A 21,743-nucleotide genomic window follows, 5' to 3' on the forward strand; every position below is an offset into this window, starting at 1 on the left:
CCGCCATGAGCTGATCGTTCACCGGCCTACCGATCCCGGAAGGCCCCGGCTCGGCCGCCCACACACCGAGCCTCCAAAGGAGTCACCTTGTCCAACCACTTCAGCGCCGACAAGCTCAAGTTCCCCGGCGACGACCGTCGCCTTGACCTCACCGACTTGTATGTCTTTACCGCACCGGAGGACCCCGGCAAGACGACGCTGATCATCGACTCGAACCCGACCAGCGCGCCGCCCCCGATACCGGCCCCTACCACCGGCCCGGAGTTCTACCCCGGCGCGGTCTACCGGATCAACATCGACACCGACGGCGACGCGCACGCCGACATCGCGTTCACGTTCACCTTCTCGGACTACGAGAACGGCGGCCAGACCGGGACCGCCTGGTACGCCACCGGCCCCGAGGCTCGCCGGCCTGAGCCTGCCGGCATGGTGCTCGCCGACTCCTTCCCGGTCAGCTTCGACGGCACGGCCCAGCCAGTGATGGTCGCTGAGCCAGGGCAGATCCGGCTGTTCGCCGGGCTGCGCAGCGATCCGTTCTTCGCCGATGTCGAGGGCGCTCTGCACGGAATGAAGTGGACCGGACACGACGACTTCGCCGGCAACAACGTCGACTGCATCGCGGTGGAGGTGCCCACCGACCTGCTCGGCCCCGGCCCGGTGATCGGGGTGTGGGCCTCGATCAGTCGGCGCACCGACGGCGTACTGGAGCAGATGGATCGCGGCGGGAACCCGACGATCAATCCGTTCATCAACCCCGACGGCGAGAAGAACCTCTACAACTCTCGGCAGCCCGCCGACGATGTGGCCAACTACCTGGGACCGTGGTCTCAGATGCTGGAGAAGGGCGGCTATTCGGCGCAGGAGGCGAAGGAGACCGCCATGCAGGTCCTGCCCGACGTCCTCCGCTACGACCGCACCAAGCCGGTCTCCTACCCCAACGGCCGCAAACTCATCGACGACGTCTTCAGCTATCGCTTCGGGTGGCTGACCCGCGGCAAGCTCCCCCCGACCGGTCTCAAGCCGCACGACGACCTCACGTGGCAGTTTCCCTACCTCGGCCCACCCAATCCGTAGTCCCCGCGCAATCGGCGGGCGCCAGCGGCGAACCGAGAAGACGCCGCCGATCAGAACGGTCATGGAAGGGCGGTGCGGCAGCTTCCACGAACGTGAGGTGAGCAGGCACGCAGGTCTCGGCACCCCGGTGGCGGCAATCACCGATCCCGGTTGGGTGCGGCTGGGGAGGGTGTGAGGACAGCCAGTGTGGCGCGGAACGACGGCGGGAACCGCCAGCCATGACGAGCGGTGACGAGGCCGGTGGGCAGGTCGGTCGCGGCGAAGGCACGGTCGCCACGGCTCGGGCGACGTTCCTGGAGCTCTTCTTCGACCTGGTGTTCGTCTTCGCGCTGACCCGCATCACGGCCCGTTCCTTCGAGGACCTGGCGCTGGAGCCGGGCGGGACCACCGGGTGGTCGCCGATCACCGGCGGCGCCAAGACCCTGCTGCTGCTGTTGGCGCTGTACACGGTGTGGCAGGGCACCGCGTGGACCACCAGTCGCTACGACCCGTACCGGCTGGATCTGCAGCTCGTCGTGGTCATCGCCCTGGTGGGCAGCATGGTGATGGGCGTGGCCGTTCCGCGCGCGTTCCGGATCGCCGGGCTGGCGTTCGCGGTCGCGTACGTGGTCACCCAGGTTTCCCGGCCGCTGATCTTGTTGGTCACCCTGGGCCGCCAGGGCGACAGACAGCTCAGAAAGCGGATGCTGATCGTGTACTCCGTGACCGGGGTGCTCTGGCTGGTCGGCGCGTTCCTGCCGGTCACCCCGCGGGTGTGGGTGTGGGCGGTGGCGTTGGGCACCGAGTACCTGGCGGGGCGAACGGGCTGGCCGGTGCCCGGGATGGGGCGCTCCAGGGTCTCTCGCTGGGACATCGCCGGGGAACATCTGGCCGAGCGCTACCAGCAGTTCTTTCTGGTCGCGCTCGGGGAGACGATTCTCGTGGCCGGGTTCTCCTACAGCAGCCGTCCGTTCGCTCTGAACTCCACCGCCGCCTTCGCCGTCGCGCTACTCACCTCGATCATGCTCTGGCGGATCTATTTCCAGCGGGCCGGACAGATCCTCGGCGAGGCGGTCCTCAAGGCGCGGCACCCCGCGACGATCGGCCAGTCCGCCGCCGACACCCACATGGTCATGCTGGTCGGGATCGCCGCCACCGCCATCGGGTACCAGTTGACCATCGAGCATCCCCTCGATCACGCCGAGTCGGCTTGGATCGCGCTGATCATCATCGGCCCGGCGCTGTTCATGCTCGGTCGAGCACGGTTCGAGTACGAGGTCTTCGGCCGGGTGTCGCCGTCCCGTTGGATCGCGATTCTCGCCCTGCTCGGCTCGGTGCCGCTGTTCCTGCACCACCCGCCGCTGATCGCCTCGGCCGTGGCCACCGCCGTGCTGGCCGGGGTGGCGGTGGACGACGCCCGCCGAGCGTGGGGCAAGCCGCCGGAGGCGGCCGCGCCGCCGTTCTGAACCACCACCTGGCGAACCGCCGGACGTGCAGGACCGGTCGGGCCGCTGGCTGCCGGCGCTACCATCCGCGAATGACTTTCTCGATCGTCGCCCGCTCCGCCGACGGCCGCCTGCACGGCGTAGCCGTGGCCAGCAAGTTCCTTGCCGCCGGGGCGCTGGTCCCGGCCGCCGAGGCCGAGGTGGGCGCGGTGGCCACCCAGGCGCACGTCAACCTGGCCTACCGGTCGCAGGGACTGGCGCTGCTGCGCACCGGGGTCGCCGCCGCCGACGTGGTGGCCGGCCTGGTCGCCGCCGATGCGGGCCGCGACGACCGGCAGGTCGGCGTGGTCGGGGCCAGCGGCGACGGGGCCACCTGGACCGGGCCGCGCTGCCACCCGTGGGCCGGTGGCCAGGTCGGGGACGGTTGGGCGGCGCAGGGCAACATCCTGGCCGGCCCGCAGGTGATCGACGCGATCCGGGACGCCTGGCTGGGTGGTGCGGAGCTGCCGTTCCCGCGCCGGCTGCTGGCCGCCCTGCATGCCGGCGACCGGGCCGGCGGCGACCGGCGGGGCCGGCAGAGCGCGGGCCTGCTGGTGGTGCAGCGCCGGGGTGGCTACGCCGGCACCGGCGACGAGCTGGTCGACCTGCGGGTGGACGACCACCCCGATCCGGTCACCGAGCTGGGTCGCCTGCTCGACACCCACACCATGCTGTTCGGCAAGCCCGATCCGGCCACCCTGCGCGACCTGGCCGGTCCGCTCGCCGACGAGGTGGCCGCGCTGCTGGCCGCCGCCGGTTATCCGGTCGGCGTGGCCGGCCTGGACGGGGCGCTCGCCTCCTGGGCCGGCGTGGAGAACCTGGAGGAGCGGCTGGTGGTCGGCCGGATCGACCCGATCGTGCTGGAGCACCTGCGCCGCACCGCCCCGGCCGGGCGCGTCGGCGGCTGAGCCGGTGTCCGCCTCGGCGGCGTCCCCGGGTCAGCCGCCGAAGGTCAGCCAGCGCACGCCGGCCTGGTCGACCAGGGCCTGTTCGCGGTCGGTGAGCGCGGCCCGCCCGGTGGCCTTGCGTACCAGGGTCAGCCGGTCCCAGCCGAGCGCGTCGGGCACCGACTCCAGGTCCCCGGTCAGCAGGCCCGCGATCACCTCGGCCGCCGTCGGGGTCAGCCACGGTTGCCGGTGCAGCGCGTCGGCCAGGTCCAGGCCGTGCACCCCGACCTCCACCACCCGGGTACGCAGGAACTCGGTGAGCGTCATCGCGTCGCCGTGTCGGGTGCGTACCAGCCGTCCGGGCGGTTGGGCGGTCACTGCCGCGTCGGCGGAGCGCCAGGCCCGCGCGAAGCCGTCGGCGACCTCGCGTACGGCGGGCAGCTCGCGTGCCTCACGCCGGGCGACGTCGATCCGGGCGCGGTCCACCTCCGGGGTGAACTTGGCCGTGCCGAAGTATTCGGCGGCGTCGACCTCGGCCCGCTGCGGGGCGGGCGCGGCGAGCATGTCGACCAGCCGTCCCGCGCCGGCGCGTACGTGCGCGAGCAGGTCGCGTACCGCCCACGGCGGGCAGGGGGTGGGGCGGTCCAGGTCCGGCTCGTCGAGGCCGCGCAGCACCTCCTCCAGCCGCTGGCACTCGTTTCGGAAAGCCGCGCGTACCGTGTCCATCCCCGTCCTTCCCGTCCGGTCCCTGCCGGGGCCAGCCTGCCACCGGCCGTTTCGCCGCCGGCGGGCCGGGTACGCGCCGCGGGACGAGGAGAGGAGGCGCCGAACGATGGCCGGCATCATGCTCCGCAGCACCGCCTTCAACGACCACGACATGCTTCCGGGACGCTTCTCCCAGGAGGGTGGGAACGTCTCACCGCCGCTGGAGTGGTCCCAGGTCCCCGGCTCGGCCGAGGAGCTGATCCTGTTCGTGGAGGATCCGGACGCCGGGAAGACTCCTTTCCTGCACTGGCTGGTGACCGGGATCTCGCCCCACTCGAACGGGGTCGCCGAGGGCGGCGTGCCGCTCGGCGGCCGGGAGTGGCCCAACGGCTTCGGCACCACCGGTTGGGGTGGCCCGCACCCGCCGCAGCACGAGGACCCGCACCGGTACTTCTTCCGCCTCTACGCGCTGGAGCGTCCGCTGCATCTGCCGGACGCGCCGCAGGTCACCGACGTGCGTGAGGCGCTCACCGACAAGGAGATCGCCAGCGGCACGATGGTGGGCACCTTCTACCGCTGATCAGCCCTGGTGGCGGGGCACCAGGCGGTGCACCGTCGCCAGGACCAGCGCGGCCACCACGGCCATCGTGCCGACGATGCCGGCCGCGGCGCCGGCGTACCCGACGAAGAGCGCACGGCGGCCGAGTTCGTCGGCGGGGATGTCGGCGAGTCGGACCAGCCAGACCACGGCGAGTCCGGACGCCGCGACGGCGAGCACGCCGCCGAGGCCGAGCACGGCGGCGGCGACCCGGTGCGCGTCGGCCGGGGAGACCGTCGCCCGTTCCCGCTGGAAGAACAGCAGCGTCAGGCCGGCGGCCGCCGTCCAGGCTCCCACCACCAGGTACGCGGCGATGGCGTCGCTGGGCCGGTGCCAGCCGGCGGAGAGGGTGGCGACCCCGGCGGCGGCCGCGTAGCCGGCGCCGAGAAACGCCCCGACGGCTCTCACCTTCGGGGGCAGTACCAGGATCAGCGCGACCGCCACCGACGCGGCTACCGTGGTGTGCCCGCTGGGCAGGCTGTTGCCGGCGAGCGCGCGTTCGGGGTCGATGCCGAAGTCGGGGCGGGTCAGGTGGTGCTTGAGCAGTTGGGTGCTGAGGTTGGCGCCGGCGATCAGCAGGGTGGCGGTGACGGCGAGGGCGATGCGGCCGCGGATCAGCGCGATGAAGCCGATCATCGCGGTCGCGGCCAGCAGGGACACCACCGACATGGCGTTGAGGATGCGGTTCACCGGTCCGTCGATGTGGTCCTGGCCGATCCGGTTGCCGGTCAGCGCGACCGTGTCGAGCCACTGGCCGAGTGTGGTGTGTACGGCGAAGCGCCAGAGCAGGATGAGCGCCGCTGTCTGGGCCAGGGCCAGTACGACCAACCAGACCGCCGTTCCGCCCCTCGCTGTCTTGCGCACCCGCACAACTTAACGGCCGGCCGGCGGGGCCGCTCGTCGGGCGGCCCCCGTGCCGCGGTTAGGTTGGGAACGCGACCAGAGGAGGTGGCGGGTGACCAGCACACCCGAACGTGAACGGCCGACGCGGGAGCGGTCGGAGTCCCTGGCGGAGCTGCTCGGTGGCCGGCGTGGGGCGTGGGACGCGACGTTGCCGGCGGTGGCGTTCGCGGTCGGCTGGCTGGCCGCCGGGCTGTGGGGTGGGGTGGCCGCGGCGGTGCTGGCCGGGGCGGCGGTGGCGGGTTGGCGGCTGCGTCGCGGGGACCGTCCACGTTCGGTGCTGATCGGTCTGCTCGCCGTCTGCGTGGCCGCGCTGATCGCCCTGCGCACCGGTCGGGCCGGTGATTTCTTCCTGGTGCAGTTGTTGTCCAACGCGGCCAGCGCGCTGGCCTGGATGGTCAGCATCGTGGTGCGCTGGCCGCTGCTCGGGGTGGTGGTCGGCACGGTGCTCGGTCAGCGCGGTCGGTGGCGGCGCGATCCGGCGTTGCTGCGCGCGTACGGGCGGGGCAGTTGGGTGTGGGTGGCGACGTATCTGCTGCGGCTGGTGGTGTTCGTGCCGCTGTGGCTGGGCGGGCAGGTGGTCGCGTTGGTGGTGGCCCGGGTGGCGCTGACCTGGCCGTTGGTCGCGGCGGCGCTGGCGGTGAGTTGGCTGGTGATCCGGCGGTCGCTGCCGGCCGGGCATCCGGGGTTGCGGCACCCGTCGCCGGCGTCCGATGCGGACGGCGGGCGAGCCAATTAGAAGAGAGGCCGCCACGGGGGGAGCGGCCTCTCCGGTGATGTACGTTACTCCCTCCACGGCCCTGATGTGATCCCGTGGCGGCTGGATTTTTCGCGGGGGTTTTCGCGGCAAGTTCGTCTAAGGACGCAAGGGTGGGCCGGCGCGTCCGCTGCGTCGGCCAGACGGCCGGCCCACCCGGCCTGACGGGAATCAGGCCGTGCGCCGATCGGGTCCGCTGCGTTCCCCCTTCGACCCGATCGGCCTCCGCCACGGGTGGGCCTGGCCACCCGTGGCGGAGCCGTCAACTCACCCCGCGGGGAAGTAGTTGCCGTAGTCGGCGTAGGCCATGGCGACGTCCGCCTGGGCCCAGAACCGGTGGTAGTTGAACGTCGGCGCGGCCCCACCCTTGAGGTACGCGTCGACCTTCGGCCAGTCCGGGTCGTTCTTGTAGAACGACCGGATGTCCAGGAAGCTCTTGCCCGCGGCGATGGTGTCGCCGTTGGGCATCTTGCCGGTCCATCCCGACGGGATGTAGAGGCCCTGGCCGGTGCTGGCGTTGTACACGTCGGCGAAGCGCTTGTAGTCCTCGCGCGTCTCCGGCCGCGAGACGCCCTTGCTGTCGGCGGCGGCGGAGAGCGCGTCGAGCAGGCCCTTCGCGGTGTTCTTGGCGGAGGTGTTGCCGGACTTGGCCGCGTACGCGATCAGGGTCCGGGCGTAGGCGGCGGCGACGCCGACGTCCTGGCCGCCCTTGGTCACCGTGACGTGCAGGTTGGTGTTCGGCTGCGGGTTGGTCGGGTTCCAGTTGGTCGGCTGGCCGCTCCACTGCAGGTCCGACGGGATCGACCAGTTGGTGCCGACCGTGGTGTTGGCGATGGCCCACGGCACCCACTTGTCCAGCAGCGCCTTGGCCTTGGTGTTGCCGGTCTGCAGGTACAGCTCGGCGATGCGCTGCATCGACCACGCCTGCATGCCGAACCACTGGTTGGACGGCGGGTCCCGGTAGACCGGGGCGACGTCGTAGAACATGCCGTAGAAGGTGGCGGTGCCGGCCGGCGGCTGGGAGTAGCTGCCGTCCCAGCTGTTGGTGGCGCCGCCGGCGATGCCGCCCTCGGCCGACTGGAGCCAGGTGTAGAACTCCAGCTGCCGGTCGAAGCTCTTCTGCCAGTCGGAGACCGCGGTCGGCGACTGGGGCTTGAGTTCGGGGGTGTTGGTCATGGCCCAGGCCGCGAACGGGTTCTGGTAGCCGAAGTGGTTGTGGCTGGAGCCGATGCGCCACGACCAGTTCTGGCTGGTGTCGTTCGCGCCGCCCCAGGCGTAGTACCAGGAGAGCAGGTAGTGCGCCGAGTCGCGACCGCTGCCGGCCGGGCAGGCGGACGCGCCGACGCAGTTGCCGATCTTCTTGAAGTACTTGTCGAACAGCGAGTACCGCAGGTAGTCACCCATCTTGGCGGCCTTGGCCACGGTCGCCGCGACGTCGGCCTGCTTGCCCTGCGCCTTGGCCCAGGTCAGCGCCCAGTACGCGGCCTGCACGGCGCGGGCGTCGGCGTCCGGGGCGTTGGTGTACTTCCACTGCTTGGCCGGGGCGCTGGACTCCTTGACGAACAGGTCGAGGTAGCCGTACTGGCCGCCGTGCTTGAACGTGTCACAGGTCGGCTGCGGCACGGTCTCCCACACCGACTCCTGCGGGCCCCGCTGGAAGGTGTTGATGTACGCCGGGCGGGTGGTCCCGTCGCCGCAGCGGCCGTAGCCGTACTTGTTGTCGACGTCCAGCAGCCAGTGCATGCCGTAGATGTCGCCGGTGCCGTAGGTGGACTGCAGTTCGGAGCGCAGCGGGTCCTGGCCGACCGGCACGTCGGGCTGCAGCTGCGACGGGTACTGGCTGGGCTGGTTGTACTCGGCCGCGTACTGCGCGGTGCCCGGGGCGCCGGCGGTGGGCTGGTCGGCGTGCGACGGGATGATGTACTTCTCCATCACCGTCCAGGAGTTGTTGAACGGCGCCCAGTTCTGGGTGACGCGGCCGTACTGCGCCTCGAGCCAGATCCAGAAGCTGAACGCCTCCGAGGTGGTCTCGTGGCCGTAGTCGGGCGCCTCGACGATCAGCGTCTCGATCGAGTGGTAGGGCACGCCCTCCGGGCTGAAGTACCCCGAGTTCTTGATCTTGTTGTACTGGTCGAGGAACTTCTGGATGTAGGTGTTGTCGCCGCCGCCGTTGTCGATCGCGGTGGCGGTGACCGACACGGGCGTGTATCCGGTGGCGGAGGCGGTGATGGTGGCGGTGCTGCTGGTGTCGGCGTTCGCCGCCGCCGCGACGGTGATGTTGACGCCGGTGTTCCAGTTGGACGTCGTCAACGTCGTCGAGGTGGGCGAGACGGTGATGCCGGTGTTACCGGTTTTGGCCAGCGTGACCGGCACGTTGCCGCTCGGTGCGGCGCTCAGCTTCAGGTTGAACGTGGCGTTGCCGCCCTTGAGCACGCTGAGCGCGAGCGGGGTGGCCACCAGGGCCGGACCGGTGGCCGGGTTGACCGTGAAGGACTTCTCCGCCACCGCGCTGGCGCCGAGGTTGTCGTACGCCTTGGCCTGCACGGTGTAGCTGCCGGCAGGCAGGCTCTGCAGGGTGTAGGTGTACGGGGCGGCGGTGGCGGTGCTGACCAGCAGGCCGTTGCGGTAGAACTCGACCTTGCTGATCGTCCCGTCCGGGTCGCTGGCGGTCGCGGTCAGCGGCACGTTCGCCGGCGCCACGAACGGCCCCGCCGGCACGTCGAGGGCGACCGTCGGCGGCTTGTTGGCGGGGGTGCCGTTGCAGGTGACCCCGTTGAGGGTGAACGAGGTGGGCTTCGGGTTGCTGCCCGAGTACGAGCCGTTGAACCCGATGTTGGTCGTGGCGCCGGTGGCGAGGCTGCCGTTCCACGTCTCGTTGGTCGCGGTCACCTGGTTGCCGGACTGGCTCCACTTGGCCGACCAACCCTGGGTCACCTGCTGGCTGCTGTTCGGGAAGGCGAACTTCAGCGTCCAACTGTTGATCGGGTCGCCCAGGTTCTTGACGTCGATGTTGGCGGTGAAGCCGTTGTTCCAGTCGTTCGTCACGTACGTCACGTCGCACGCCGGGGCGGCCTGCGCGGCGCCGGCCGGCAGGGCCACCCCGGCGATGGCGACGGCGGTGGCGACGAACATCGCCATGCGGCGACGTCTGGCCATGAGTCTCATGTGCGCGGTGTCTCCTCGGACCGGGCCGGGACCGGTGCGGCCCCGGCGGGGCGCCTCCACGCGTCGACGGGGGTGACACGGGGGGACGGAAGCGCCCGGGAAGGTGGTCGACCCGGTCGTACCGGGATCGCGGGGCGCCGCACCGGAAGTACCGGGTGCCCTCGGCGGCCCAACGCTCGCGCGTGCTGGCTCCGTGTCGCGGTTGTGTGCAGAGTTTGACATGGAAGCGCTCCCACCACAACGGGCAGGCCACTCAGCCACGTCCATGTTTCGATCTCGTTTAGGGGCTTTCACAAACCGGTGACGGGCGTTACAGTCGCAGCATCGCCGATGGGAGCGCTTCCATCGATCGAGATGCAAGTCCGAGATCGCTGGGGAACCTTGTGCCCCCGGCGCACCAGCCCAGGAGGCTGACGACGGGCCAGCCCGGACACCGTCGTCAGCCATCACCCACCGGCATGGAGGGAGGTGGAACCAGAGCCACTCGCGTGGCCCGGCTCCCGCGCGACACGCACGACAGGACGCCAATTCCGACTCGTGTGTGTGTGCACCACTCGTGGGGACGGGGGTTGCCCTCCCCCGTCCCCACACACTAAACCCCCGTTGTCGACGGGAAAAGAGGCCGACGGGACAGGCGCCTCACGCCGCCCGGTCGGCCTCCTTTCGCTATCTGCCCCACCCTCGCCGCTCAGCCCAGCCCCCGAGCGACACCCACCCACCTACCACAGCCGTCTGCCCCGACCCGGCCCGCAGCCTGCGCCGCGGTCCGCCCACGGGACGCGGCCGGCCACGCCTGGCCTATGCTGGGAGCGCTCCCGGCCCAGGGGTGGCCAGTCACTTCGAGGAGAACCTCCATGTCGCTACTGACCCGACGGCGCCTGCTCCGCCGCGCCGCCCTTTCCGCGACCGCCGCCGGCGCGGCCCGTGCCGGGCTCGCCGGCGCCGGCGCGGCCGGGACCGCCGCGTCCACCACCGCCCTCGTCGCCGGCTGCGACGCCACCCCCGACAGCGCCACCGACCCGACCCCGCACGGACCGCTGCGCTTCCCACCCGGCTTCCGCTGGGGCGCCGCCACCTCCGCCTACCAGATCGAAGGCGCGGCCAAAGAGGACGGCCGCGGCGCATCCGTCTGGGACACCTTCAGCCACACCCCGGGCCGCACCCGCAACGGCGACACCGGCGACGTCGCCGCCGACCACTACCACCGGTACGCCGAGGACCTCGACCTCATGCGCGACCTGGGACTGCGCAGCTACCGGTTCTCCATCTCCTGGTCCCGTATCCAGGCCGACGGGGCTGGCCGGCCCAACCAGCGCGGCCTCGACTTCTACCGTCGCCTCGTCGACGGGCTGCACGAGCGCGACATCGCCCCGATGGCCACCCTGTTCCACTGGGACCTCCCCCAGGCCCTGCAGGACGCCGGCGGCTGGGAGAACCGGGACACCGCCGAACGCTTCGCCGAGTACGCCGACATCGTCTTCCGCGCCCTCGGCGACCAGGTGCCCGTCTGGCTGACCATCAACGAGCCCAAGACCGTCGTGCAGAACGGCTACATCTGGGGCCACCACGCGCCCGGCCGGCAGGACCCGGCGGCCGCGTACCTGGTCGCCCACCACCTCCAGCTCGCCCACGGTCTCGCCGTACGCGCGCTGCGCGCCACCGGCGCCAAGACCCGGATCGGCCCGGCGCTCAACCTGCACCCCTGCTACCCCGCCGACGACACCGCCGAGGCCGCCACGGCGACCCGCCTCTACGACGGCTACGAGAACCGGCTCTACCTGGACTCGATCCTCAAGGGCGCCTACCCCGAGGACGTGCTGGCCGACCTCGGCCCGGACAGCCGGATGGTCCGCGGCCTCCGCGACGACGACCTGAAGATCATCTCGAGCCCGGTCGACCTGGTCGCCGTGCAGTACTACACGCCCATCTACGTCACCGGCCAGGGCGACACGGTCAGCAGGTGGCCCACCTCGGAGGCGAGCTGGCAGCAGATCTACCCCGACGGGATGTACGACATCCTCACCCGGGTCACCCGCGACTACGGCCCGGTCCCGCTCACCATCACCGAGAACGGGCTGCCCTGCCCGGACACCCTCGCCGCGGACGGCACCGTCGACGACGCCGCCCGGATCGACTTCCTGCGCGACCACTTCGCCGCCGCCCACCGGGCGATCGGCGACGGTGTGCCGCTGGAGAGCTACCACGTCTGGTCGCTGCTGGACAACTTCGAGTGGGCCGAAGGGTACGACCAGCGCTGGGGCCTGGTCTACGTGGACTACCCCACGCAGCGCCGGGTGCTCAAGCGCAGCGCCCACTGGTACCGCACCGTCATCCGCGACAACGGACTCTAGGTCGTCCGCGGCCCGGCCGGGGCACCACACGCCGCCGGCCGGGCCGCCCCCGCTCAGCGGGGCAACGCCTGCTGAAGCTCCGCCCGCAGCGCCGGGGTGAGCATCTCCCCCGCCTGCTTGGCCAGCCGCGCCATCTCGTAGCCGACCACACCGATGTCGGCTTCCGTCCCGGCCAACGTCGCCAGGATCGAACCGTCGCGGATCTGCATCACCAGGAAGTAGCCGCGACCCATCTCCACCACGGTCTGCTTCACCACGTCCCCGTCGAACATCTGCGCCGCCCCAGCGGTGATGCTCATCAGACCCGAGGTCACCGCGGCGAGCTTGTCCGCGTGGTCACGCGGCAGGTGCGCGGAGATCGCCACCAGCAGACCGTCGGAGGACACCACCACCGCGTGCGCCACCCCCGGGACCCGCTCCGCGAACGCGTTCACCAGCCAGCTCAGGTCACGTGCCTCCTGGCTCAACGTCGTCGTCACTGTTGTGGTCTCCCTTCGCTGGGTACGCCGGTGGGCGGAATGATCATTTCTTGGGTCTCGTCGGCCTCGGCCTGCCGCACCCCCTGGTAGAAGCGGGTGAGCATGCCGCCGACCGCGTCCGGGTCCGGGTCGTGGCGCGGAGCCGGCACGTCCGGGCGGGCCGACTGGGTGACCGCGGTGAGCTGAGCCATCGGCACCCGTACCGGAAGCCCCCGCTCGTTGGTTCCGGCGGTGACCGGCGTCGCGGGCGATGGCGGGGCCGTCCCGCGCGCCGCCGCCGACGGGCCCTGACGGCTGAACCAACCCCCGCCGCCGGCGGGCGCCCCGGCCGCCGGGGACAGCACGTCCTCGGCCCGCACCGGCACCGGGCGGGACGGCCGCGGCACGGCCGGCGCGGGTCCGGACGCCGACCCCGGACCCGCCGCGACGTCCGGGCGACGACCCGCCACCGGCACCTCGACCCCCACCGGCCCGGGCAACCGCCCCGCCGGCAGCTCAGCCCCGGGCGACGCGGGCAGCCGGCCCGCCGCCGACGCGGCGTCCCGGCCGTTGGCCACCGACCGGGAGGCCGCGGCGAGCTGCGGAGTCAGCATCCGCGGCGAGCGCGGCGAATCCAGCTCGACCGGTGGCGCCGCAGCCAGCAGCGCGGCGGGCAGCCGGACCCGGGCCACCAGGCCGTCCCGGCCGCCCCGCAACCGCACCGAGACCCCGTGCCGGGCGCCCAGATGGCTGACCACGAACAGGCCCATCCGCTCGGACGCCGCCACGTCGGCCGCCGGCGGCCGGGCCAGCAACGCGTTCGCCTCCGCCAACGCGGCCGGACTCATCCCGAGCCCCTGGTCGACGATCTCCACCAGCGCGCCCGTCCCGTCCGCGCCCGCCACGACGCGCACCAGCGTGTCCGGGCGGGAGAAGGCGGTGGCGTTCTCCAACAGCTCCGCGAACAGGTGCACCAGTTCGCCGACCGCGTGCCCGACGACATGCACCTCACCGCCGGACTCGTGGCGGACCCGCTGGTACTGCTCGATCTCGGCGCTGGCCGCGAGCAGCACCGCGCCGAGGCCGACCGGCCGGTGCCAGCGCCGGCTGGACTCCGTGCCGGCCAGCACCAGCAGGCTCTCGTCGTTACGCCGCATCCGGGCCGCGAGGTGATCGAGCCGGAACAGGTTCTCCAGTTGCTCCGGGTCGCCCTCCTCCCGTTCCAGCTCGTCGAGAAGCTCCAACTGCCGCTCGACCAGCACCTGGCTACGCCGGGCCAGGTTGACGAACATCGCGTTGACGTTGCGCCGCATCAGCGCCTGCTCGACGGCGACGTCCACCGCGCTGCGGTGCACCGCCACGAACGCCTGCGCCAGCTCGCCGATCTCGTCCCGCGCCCGGACCACCGCCGGCGGCACCTCGATCGCCCCCACCGGACGGTCGAGCACCCGCAGCCGCTCCAGGGTGTGCGGCAGGTCGACCTGCGCGATCCGCAACGCCTGGCCGCGCAGCAACCGAATCGAGCGGGCGACGGAACGACCGACCAGCAACGAGATCAGCACGGCGACCAGCAGCACCGCCACGATGCCACCGACCACCAGCAGGGTGTTGCGCAGCTGCCGGGCACTGGCCTCGTCGGCCCGCCGCGCGGCGTCGTCGAGCACCTCGCTCTCCAACTGACGCAGCAGCTCGTGCCGCTGCTCGCTGGCCGCCCACCACTGCGACGCGGGCAACACCGCCGGCTTGCCGGTGACGGTGGGCAGCGTCCGCTCCTCCAGCGCCGCGGCCGACGTGAACGCCGGATCCCGCGAGATCTGGTCGTAGCGGGCGACCTGACCGGCGGTCGCCGTGACCCGGAACGCGCCCAGCGCGGTGAGCTGTTGGGCCCGCAGGTCGGTCAGGGTGGCCTGGTCGTCCACCTCGTACCGGCCGGCGCGGGCCGCCGTGTACAACTCGGCCCGGATCCGCGAGGAGAACTCCTTGACCCGGGAGAGCTGCACGTACCGCAGCACCGCGTCGGTGAGCGCCCGCTGATCGTCCCCGGGCGACGGCTCGGCCAGCAGGTTGAGCAGGGCGGCGACGGCCCGGTGGTAGTTGCTCAGGATGGTGTCGCTGCTGAGCACCGCCGGCGCAATCGCCGAGCGAATGTAGACGACCTGGTCGTACGCCTCCAGGACCTGCGCGTACGCGACCCGCCAGCCGGCGTTCGCGTCGGCCAGCGGTTCGGCCGCCGTACGCAGCTCGGCCACCGCCTGATCGGCGGCGGCCTGCAACGGCTTCAGCGCGGCGACCGCCGCGTCGCGGTCGGCGCTGCCGCCCGAGCGGCGCAGCGCGGCCAACTCCCCGGCGGAACGGTCCCGCTCCTGCTGCAACCGGTCCACCACCGCGGTGATCTGCCGGCCGATGCCGACCTGCTCGGCGAAGTCGCTCAACGCCGTGGTCTGCCCCACCAGCCCGCGGGCCTGCACCCCGGCCAGCACCAGGAACGCCAGCGACGGAATGACCAGCACGGTGGCGAGCTTGGTGCGCATCCGCCAGTCCCGCAGCCGCAGCACCGAGCGCCGCCGATGCGGCGCGACCCGATCGCCGGAACGGCGCGGGCGCGAACCCGCCGCGCGAGCCGGGTCGGGACCTGCCCCCACGCGAACGCCTCCTCGGTCCCCTCGACTCCGCCACCGGCGGTGGCCGCAGTCCATCCAACCAGGCCGGTGGGCGGTGTCAACGGGCCGACCGGTCGCATGACCAGGAAGGTCAGCGCGGCGGGGCACCGCCTACCGTTTACGGCGCGTCCCCCTCGTCCGTCCGGCCGATGCCCGCGAGATGCGCCGCGTCACCGACCCGGCCCAGTGCCACCAACGCCGCACCGGTCGCCCCGACCTCCGGATTACGCTGGTGGCGCACCGCACGCGGCGCCAGGACGTCGGCGAACGCCGCGCGCCACCAGGCGGACGCGGTTATCGCACCGCCCCCGAGCACCACCTCGGTCGGCTGGTCGAGACCGGACTCCAGCACCGCGAGGTCGTCCCCGACCTGCCGGCACAGACTGGTCATCAGCCCGGCGAGCAGGTCGACGGCGGTGGTGCCGAAGCTCAGCCCGTGCAGTTCGCCGCAGCCGGCGGGCGCGCGGCCGGGCGGCCGGTCCCCGCCGAAGCGCGGGTTGGCCGACACCCGCAGGCCCTCGGCCGCCCGCGCCAGGGCCACCTCCAGCTCGGCGCCCGCGGGCAGGCGCAGCTCCCGCTCGGCCCAGGCGAACAGGTTCCCGCCGCTGGAGTACGCCGCCCCGGTGACCACGTGCTCGTGGTCGACCCGGTAGCGCCACAACCGATCGGGCAGCGGCGGCAGCGCCGCCCCGGCGGGAACCGCCTGCAGGAGGCGTACCGCGGCGGAGGTGCCCACCGTCACCGCGGCCCGGGACACGTCGACACAACCCGAACCGACGTTGGAGGCGGCCCCGTCGCCCACCGGGGCGGCCCAGCCGGCGTCGGCGAGCTGCGGCCAACGCCGGGCATACCCACGGCGCAGCCGGCCACGCCACCGTCGCGGCGCCAGCGCCGGCAGGTCCGCCGGGCGCGACCCGGCCAGCTCGCACGCCTCGGCGTCCCAGTCCACCCGACACAGGTCGAGCAGCCCGGCACCCGAGGCCAGCGACACCGACATCGGCGCCTCGTCGAGCAGCGCGCCGAAGACGTACTCGGCGAGCCCGACGAAACGAACCACGCGCCCGCCGATCCGCTGCCGCAACCAGGGCAGCCGGACCGTCCAGAAGCAGCGGTGCCACCACGCGCCGGTGCGCTGGTGGAACGCCTCGGGATCGGCCGGCCCCGCAGCCCCGGCGAGCGGCTGCGGCCGGGTGTCCAGCCAGGTCAGCACCGGGCCCAGCGGCTCACCGTCGCCGCCCAGCGGCAGCACCGAGTGCCACTGCGCCGACGTCGCGACCAGCTCGACGTCGCGCAGATGACCACCGCCGGCCAGCTCGTCCAGGCACTCCACCAGGCAGGCGAGGTAGCCGGCGGCGTCCAGGGTGCCGGTGCCGTCGTCGCCGGTGACCGGGTGCACCCGCCGACGGGCCAGCGCGCCGGCACGCGGGCTGGCGTCCGCGTCCAGCACGAGTCCCCGTACCGAGGAGGTGCCCAGGTCGAGCGCGAGAATGGCCATCGCCGTCAACCTACCCGCCAGGGGTGGCGCCGAAGCCAAGATGCGCGCCCACCGGGACCCCCGTTCCCGGCGAACAGGTTCCCCACCGCCGCCCCGTCGCGTACAGTGATCGCCATGCCCGCGCACCTGTCCTGCTGGTGGCCCGCCGACCCGGCGGCCCACCCCCGCGCGTAGCTTCCCCACGCGGCCGCCCGACGAGGCGGCCGCCGGTCTCTCCCCGGCACCCCGGGTCGCCCCGCCGGGCGGCCACCGGCCCACCGAGGAGACCCCGATGACCAGCCCGCACGACCCGCTCGCCGCCGTCGCCGCCGGCGTCGAACCCGGCCCGTTCGCGCTCATCCGCCGCGAGGGCGCCGACCACCTCGACCTGCTCACCGGCACCGTACGCACCACCGCACGGCTCGCCGACATCCCACTGCCCGAGGGCGGCCCCGGACCGCGCACCCTGGCCCTGGTGCCGTTCCGGCAGATAGCCGAACGCGGGTTCGCCTGCGTCGACGACGGCACACCACTGGAGTGTCTGCTGGTCGAGGGACACCGGCGTATCCCCCTCGCGGACGTGGTGGCCGCCCTGCCCGACGCGCCCGTGCACACCCGCGACGCGGCGTTCGACATCTCCGACGCCGAGTACGCGGCGACCGTCGACCGGGTGCTCACCGAGGAGATCGGCCGCGGCGAGGGCGCGAACTTCGTCATCCACCGCGCCCTGCGGGCCACCGTGCAGGGCGACCCCCTGACGGCGGCCCTGGCCGCCCTGCGCCGGCTGCTGCTACGCGAACGGGGCGCGTACTGGACCTTCGTCGTGCACACCGGCACCCGGATCCTGGTCGGGGCCAGCCCGGAACGGCACGTCAGCGTCGACGACGGGCTGGTCATGATGAACCCGATCAGCGGCACCTTCCGGCACGCCGGCGCCACGCCCGACCGCGACGCCCTGCTGCGCTTCCTGCACGACCCGAAGGAGATCGAGGAGCTGTACATGGTCCTCGACGAGGAGCTGAAGATGATGGCCACCGTCGCCGAGCACGGCGGCCAGGTCGTCGGCCCCTACCTCAAGGAGATGGCGCACCTGGCGCACACCGAATACCTGCTCGCCGGACGAGGCTCCCGCGACGTCCGGGAGGTGCTGCGGGAAACCATGTTCGCCCCCACCGTCACCGGCAGCCCGATGGAGAACGCCTGCCGGGTGATCGCCCGCCACGAACGCACCGGCCGCCGCTACTACGCCGGCGTACTCGCCCTGCTCGGCCGCGACGACGAGGGCCGGCAGACCCTCGACGCGCCGATCCTGATCCGCACCGCGGAACTGTCCCCCACCGGCGAGCTGCGGGTCCCGGTCGGGGCCACCCTGGTCCGGCACTCGACCACCGCCGGCGAGGTGGCCGAAACCCACGCCAAGGCCGCCGGCGTGCTCGCCGCGCTCGGCCTCGGCCCGGACGCGCCCGAGCCGGGACCCACCCCCGCCGCCCGGCTCGCCGACGACCCGCAGGTACGCGCCGCGCTCGCCGCCCGCAACGCGCCGCTGGCCCGGTTCTGGCTCGACCAACGCACCCCCGGCGCCACCGCGCTGCCCGGGCTGACCGGCCGCCGCGCGCTGATCGTCGACGGCGAGGACACCTTCACCGGGATGCTCGCCCACCAGCTCGGCGCCCTCGGCCTGGCCGTCACCCGCCGCGACTGGCCCCAGCCCGGCCCGCTCGCCCCGTACGACCTGGTGGTGGTCGGCCCCGGACCGGGCGACCCGAACGACCTGACCGAACCGAAGATGGCGGCGATGCGGACGCTGCTGGCCGAACTGTTGACCGGCGGCCGGCCGACCCTGGCGGTCTGCCTCGGCCACCAACTGCTCGCCGGGCTGCTCGGGCTGCCGCTGCGCCGCCGGGACGCGCCCTACCAGGGCCTGCAACGCGACGTGCCGGTGTTCGGCGTGACCCGCCGGGTCGGCTTCTACTCCAGCTTCACCGCCCACGCCGAGGCGGACCGGGCGGCCACCCCGTACGGCCCGGTGGAGCTGTCCCGGGACCCGGCCGACGGCGCGGTGCACGCGCTGCGCGGGCCGGGCTTCGCCGGCGTGCAGTTCCACCCCGAGTCGGTGCTCAGCCCTGACGGCCTGGCCGTCCTCGCGGACCTGCTCGGGCACCTGCTCGCCCATCCGGCGCTGACCGGGCAGGGAGAGCACGGATAGGCCGACCGACGGCCGGTGGTCGGGAGGACCCGTCCGGCCACCGGCCCGGCTCGCTCAGCCGGCCAGGCCCCGCCGCAGCGCGGCACCGATCTGCACCGCCCGCTTCGCGGTCAACGCGGTGGCCCCCAGGGCCATGTGGTCCGGGGCGATCTGCCCGTTGTTGCTGGTGTGCGAGGCACCGTACGGGTTGCCGGCGACGAACTGGCTGGGTTCGGTGTAGCCGGGGGTCACCACGATGCCACCCCAGTGGTAGACGACCGTGAACAGCGACAACAACGTCGCCTCCTGACCGCCGTGCGAGGTGGCCGTCGAGGTGAAGGCACTGTAGACCTTGTCGGCCAACGCGCCCTCGGCCCACAGCGGGCCGGTGGTGTCGATGAACTGCTTGAGCTGCGCGGCGACCATGCCGTACCGGGTGGGGGAACCGAAGATCACCACGTCGGCCCAGACCAGGTCGTCCGGCTGGGCCTCCGGCACGTTCTGGGTCTCCAGGCGGTGCGCCTCCCAACCCGAGTTCGACCGGATCGCCTCGTCCGGGGCCAGCTCACGCACCTTGCGTAGGCGCACCTCGGCCCCGGCCTCCTCCGCCGCCTCGCACGCCGCCTGCGCCATCTGGTACGTGATGCCGGTCGCGCTGTAGTAGATCACCGCGACCTTGACCGAGCCAGCCATCAGACGCGTCCTCCTCGATGTCGGTGCCGGGATCGGCTCCGGCGACTACCCCCTGCCGGCCGGGACAAACGCCGCAGACCGGCCGGCGCAGCCCGGCGAGCCGATCCCCCGCCCGAACACCTGCCATGGCTCAAGGTTTACGCAAATTCCCTGCCGATCCGCCGCGGCGACCCGGACACCGGGGATCCTGAACGCACCGGGTGCAGGCCGGCCCGCCGACCGACACCGGGAACCTGAACGGGGGATCGCGCTCCGCCCGCAGCGCGGCTGGCGTAGCGCGATCAGGGGTTCTGCTGCTGCCCCTCCTATTCGTCCGACTTCCCCGGCATGCCCGACCGCCCCGCGGGGATCCTCTCCGTGACCCCGAGAGGAAGGACGAACCATGCGACTGACCGAGCAGCAGATCCGCTCGCTGTACGGGCAGGACGTCCAGGACCGCTCGGGCGCGAAGATCGGCAGCGTGGGCCAGGTCTGGGCCGACGCCGCCGGCGAGCCCACCTGGGTCAGCGTGCGAACCGGCGTCCCCGGCCGCCACGAGTCGATGGCCCCACTGCACACCGCACGGTTGCAGGAGGGCCGGGTACGGATGCCGTACGACAAATCCACCGTACGCACCGCCCCCGCCGTGGACAGCGGCACCGACCAGCCGCTGGGCGTGGACCAGCTCACCCAGCTCTACCGCCACTACCAGCTGCCCACCGGGCAACCGGAGCAACAGCCGCCACCGCGCACGGCTGCCCCGCCGGAGCTGATCCGCTCCGAGGAACGGCTGCGGGTCGGCACCCGAAGCGAGCCGGTCGGCACCGCGCGGCTGCGCAAGCGGGTGGTGGCCGAGAACGTGCACACCACCGTGCCGGTCGAGCACGACGAGGTCAGCGTCGTCCGCGAGCCGATCAGCCCGGCGGAGCGCGGCGACGTCCGGCCCGGGATCGGCGAGGACCAACGCGAACTGGTGCTGTACGCCGAACACCCGGTGGCGGTCAAGGAACGGGTCCCGGTCGAACGGGTCCGGCTGACCAGCCACGAGGTCGTCGAGGAACGGCCGGTCCACGCGCAGGTCCAGCGGGAGGTGATCGACACCGACGTGCCGGAACAGGCACGACCCGCCGACTGACCGGCGACATTCCGGGTGGGCGGGCACGACCGCCCACCCGGTCGCGTCCGGCGGAAACGTCGGTGGGCCCACCTATGCTGGCCGTCCACCGACCGTCGGGAGGCTGGCCGTGCCCGTACGACTCACCGGCGCCGAGGCGCTGGCGTTGCGGATGACCAGCCTGCTGCTGCGCCCACACCCGCACGCCCGCCCCGGCAGCGTGGCCGGCGTGGTCGAGTGGTTCGGCGCCATGCAGGCCCAGGACGCGGCCAGCGGCCTGTGGTCACTCGGCGTACGCCTGCCGGGACGCACCCAGGCCGACGTACGGGCGGCGCTGGAACGGCGGGAGGCGCTGCGGACCTGGCCGATGCGCGGCACCGTGCACCTGGTCCCGTCCCGCGACGCCCACTGGATGCTGGCGGTGACCGGCGTACGCACCCTGGCCGCCGCCGCCACCCGCCGCGCCCAGCTCGGGCTCACCGAGGCCGACGCGCGGCGCGCCGCCGACGTGCTCGGCGACGCGCTGACCGGCGGCGGCCGGCTCACCCGCGCCCAGTGCCTGGCCGCGCTCAACGCCGCCGGCATCGACACCGGCGGGCAGCGCGGCTACCACCTGCTCTGGCACACCGCCGTGCACGGCATCACCTGCATCGCCCCCCACATCGGCAGCGAGCAGACGTTCACCCTGCTCGACGAGTGGGTGCCCGACCCGCACCACCCCGACCGCGACGAGGCACTCGGGCTGCTCGCCCTGCGGTACGTGCGCAGCCACGGCCCGGTCACCCGGCACGACCTCGCCCGCTGGACCGGCCTGACCGTCACCGACGCCACGCGCGGCATCGCGGTAGCCGGCGACGCCCTCGCCGCCGTGGACGTCGACGGCACGCCGGCGGTGGTCGACGCCGCCCTGCTCGACGCGCCCCGCGAACCGGTCGACGACGTGCACACGCTGCCCGGCTTCGACGAGTATCTGCTCGGCTTCAAGGACCGCACGCTGATGCTCGACCCGGCGCACGCCGCGGCCGTCGTCCCCGGCGGCAACGGCGTCTTCCAGTCCACCGTGGTCCGGGGCGGACGGGTGGTCGGCACCTGGAAGCGGACGGTCGGCAAGGCCGGCGTCACGGTGGCCGTGCACCCGCTGACCACGTTCGACACCGCGCTGCGGTCCCGCGTCGACTCGGCCCTCGCCGACTACGCCCGCTTCCTCGGTCTACCACTGCGTCCGTGACCTCGTCGCCGCCGCGGGTGGAACCCACGACGGCGTTCCGTCGTCTCACCGC

The 21,743-nt window shown here is 72.9% G+C and carries 16 protein-coding genes; 9 read left to right on the forward strand and 7 right to left on the reverse strand.

All coding sequences use genetic code 11. From position 1 onward, the window contains the following. The first annotated feature begins 87 nt into the window (after positions 1 to 87). From GA0070621_RS13835 to GA0070621_RS13845, 3 genes are all read left to right on the forward strand, one after another. Positions 88 to 1,074, forward strand: a complete 987-nt coding sequence (locus tag GA0070621_RS13835; RefSeq protein WP_091195450.1) for a DUF4331 family protein — start codon at positions 88 to 90, stop codon at positions 1,072 to 1,074. A 218-nt stretch (positions 1,075 to 1,292) separates the two neighbouring features. Then, positions 1,293 to 2,519: a low temperature requirement protein A gene (locus tag GA0070621_RS13840; RefSeq protein ID WP_091195453.1), complete on the forward strand. Its 1,227-nt coding sequence runs from the start codon at positions 1,293 to 1,295 to the stop codon at positions 2,517 to 2,519. Positions 2,520 to 2,590: 71 nt separating this feature from the next. After that, positions 2,591 to 3,445 carry a DUF1028 domain-containing protein gene (locus tag GA0070621_RS13845; protein ID WP_091202396.1) on the forward strand — a complete coding sequence of 285 codons (855 nt, stop codon included), beginning with the start codon at positions 2,591 to 2,593 and terminating at the stop codon, positions 3,443 to 3,445. Between the two features lie 30 nt (positions 3,446 to 3,475). Here GA0070621_RS13845 and GA0070621_RS13850 read toward each other — a convergent pair whose 3' ends face one another. Beyond that, a complete protein-coding gene (locus GA0070621_RS13850) occupies positions 3,476 to 4,150 on the reverse strand; it encodes a maleylpyruvate isomerase N-terminal domain-containing protein (protein ID WP_091195456.1) in 675 nt (224 codons plus the stop codon). 106 nt (positions 4,151 to 4,256) lie between these two features. On the opposite strand from GA0070621_RS13850, the gene GA0070621_RS13855 reads away from it, so the two are divergent. Then, positions 4,257 to 4,709 carry a YbhB/YbcL family Raf kinase inhibitor-like protein gene (locus GA0070621_RS13855; RefSeq protein WP_091195459.1) on the forward strand — a complete coding sequence of 151 codons (453 nt, stop codon included), beginning with the start codon at positions 4,257 to 4,259 and terminating at the stop codon, positions 4,707 to 4,709. Here GA0070621_RS13855 and GA0070621_RS13860 read toward each other — a convergent pair whose 3' ends face one another. Continuing rightward, on the reverse strand, positions 4,710 to 5,597 hold the full coding sequence (locus GA0070621_RS13860; RefSeq protein ID WP_197673960.1) for a phosphatase PAP2 family protein: 888 nt from the start codon (positions 5,595 to 5,597) through the stop codon (positions 4,710 to 4,712). 85 nt (positions 5,598 to 5,682) lie between these two features. Here GA0070621_RS13860 and GA0070621_RS13865 point away from each other — a divergent pair, with 85 nt between their 5' ends. After that, positions 5,683 to 6,366, forward strand: coding sequence for a DUF3159 domain-containing protein (locus GA0070621_RS13865; protein WP_091195462.1), 684 nt, complete (start codon positions 5,683 to 5,685; stop codon positions 6,364 to 6,366). Positions 6,367 to 6,651: 285 nt separating this feature from the next. Here GA0070621_RS13865 and GA0070621_RS13870 read toward each other — a convergent pair whose 3' ends face one another. After that, positions 6,652 to 9,540, reverse strand: a complete 2,889-nt coding sequence (locus tag GA0070621_RS13870; protein WP_197674041.1) for a glycoside hydrolase family 48 protein — start codon at positions 9,538 to 9,540, stop codon at positions 6,652 to 6,654. Positions 9,541 to 10,403: 863 nt separating this feature from the next. Between GA0070621_RS13870 and GA0070621_RS13875 the strand changes: the two genes are divergently transcribed. Then, complete coding sequence (locus GA0070621_RS13875; protein WP_091195467.1) at positions 10,404 to 11,900, forward strand: GH1 family beta-glucosidase; 1,497 nt, start codon at positions 10,404 to 10,406, stop codon at positions 11,898 to 11,900. Between the two features lie 53 nt (positions 11,901 to 11,953). Here GA0070621_RS13875 and GA0070621_RS13880 read toward each other — a convergent pair whose 3' ends face one another. The 3 genes from GA0070621_RS13880 to GA0070621_RS13890 form a co-directional block, all read right to left on the reverse strand. Further along, entirely contained in the window at positions 11,954 to 12,379 is a 426-nt protein-coding gene (locus GA0070621_RS13880) for a roadblock/LC7 domain-containing protein (protein ID WP_091195470.1), read from the reverse strand. Then, entirely contained in the window at positions 12,376 to 15,000 is a 2,625-nt protein-coding gene (locus GA0070621_RS13885; RefSeq protein ID WP_167666895.1) for a sensor histidine kinase, read from the reverse strand. Before GA0070621_RS13885 ends, GA0070621_RS13880 begins: the two co-directional genes overlap by 4 nt. A gap of 136 nt (positions 15,001 to 15,136) precedes the next feature. Continuing rightward, complete coding sequence (locus GA0070621_RS13890) at positions 15,137 to 16,513, reverse strand: FGGY family carbohydrate kinase (RefSeq protein WP_091195472.1); 1,377 nt, start codon at positions 16,511 to 16,513, stop codon at positions 15,137 to 15,139. A gap of 271 nt (positions 16,514 to 16,784) precedes the next feature. Between GA0070621_RS13890 and GA0070621_RS13895 the strand changes: the two genes are divergently transcribed. Continuing rightward, positions 16,785 to 18,698 (forward strand): chorismate-binding protein, encoded by a 1,914-nt coding sequence (locus GA0070621_RS13895; RefSeq protein WP_091195475.1) that lies wholly within the window; start codon positions 16,785 to 16,787, stop codon positions 18,696 to 18,698. Between the two features lie 54 nt (positions 18,699 to 18,752). Here GA0070621_RS13895 and wrbA read toward each other — a convergent pair whose 3' ends face one another. Further along, positions 18,753 to 19,370: an NAD(P)H:quinone oxidoreductase gene (gene wrbA / locus GA0070621_RS13900; protein ID WP_091195478.1), complete on the reverse strand. Its 618-nt coding sequence runs from the start codon at positions 19,368 to 19,370 to the stop codon at positions 18,753 to 18,755. Positions 19,371 to 19,752: 382 nt separating this feature from the next. On the opposite strand from wrbA, the gene GA0070621_RS13905 reads away from it, so the two are divergent. After that, the gene (locus GA0070621_RS13905) at positions 19,753 to 20,484 is read left to right on the forward strand and encodes a YsnF/AvaK domain-containing protein (RefSeq protein ID WP_091195481.1); all 732 of its coding nucleotides are present in this window, start codon (positions 19,753 to 19,755) and stop codon (positions 20,482 to 20,484) included. Positions 20,485 to 20,593: 109 nt separating this feature from the next. Beyond that, positions 20,594 to 21,691 (forward strand): winged helix DNA-binding domain-containing protein, encoded by a 1,098-nt coding sequence (locus GA0070621_RS13910; protein WP_091195484.1) that lies wholly within the window; start codon positions 20,594 to 20,596, stop codon positions 21,689 to 21,691. Positions 21,692 to 21,743: the final 52 nt, after the last annotated feature.

The sequence above is a fragment of the Micromonospora narathiwatensis genome, from assembly GCF_900089605.1.
GTDB classification, from domain to species: Bacteria; Actinomycetota; Actinomycetes; order Mycobacteriales; family Micromonosporaceae; genus Micromonospora; species Micromonospora narathiwatensis.

Coding starts and splice junctions, on each gene's coding strand:
- GA0070621_RS13870 (WP_197674041.1), bottom strand. CDS start 9,540: ATGGCCAGACGTCGCCGCATGGCGATGTTCGTCGCCACCGCCGTCGCC.
- GA0070621_RS13840 (WP_091195453.1), top strand. CDS start 1,293: ATGACGAGCGGTGACGAGGCCGGTGGGCAGGTCGGTCGCGGCGAAGGC.
- GA0070621_RS13895 (WP_091195475.1), top strand. CDS start 16,785: ATGACCAGCCCGCACGACCCGCTCGCCGCCGTCGCCGCCGGCGTCGAA.
- GA0070621_RS13905 (WP_091195481.1), top strand. CDS start 19,753: ATGCGACTGACCGAGCAGCAGATCCGCTCGCTGTACGGGCAGGACGTC.
- GA0070621_RS13845 (WP_091202396.1), top strand. CDS start 2,591: ATGACTTTCTCGATCGTCGCCCGCTCCGCCGACGGCCGCCTGCACGGC.
- GA0070621_RS13890 (WP_091195472.1), bottom strand. CDS start 16,513: ATGGCCATTCTCGCGCTCGACCTGGGCACCTCCTCGGTACGGGGACTC.
- GA0070621_RS13875 (WP_091195467.1), top strand. CDS start 10,404: ATGTCGCTACTGACCCGACGGCGCCTGCTCCGCCGCGCCGCCCTTTCC.
- GA0070621_RS13850 (WP_091195456.1), bottom strand. CDS start 4,150: ATGGACACGGTACGCGCGGCTTTCCGAAACGAGTGCCAGCGGCTGGAG.
- wrbA (WP_091195478.1), bottom strand. CDS start 19,370: ATGGCTGGCTCGGTCAAGGTCGCGGTGATCTACTACAGCGCGACCGGC.
- GA0070621_RS13855 (WP_091195459.1), top strand. CDS start 4,257: ATGGCCGGCATCATGCTCCGCAGCACCGCCTTCAACGACCACGACATG.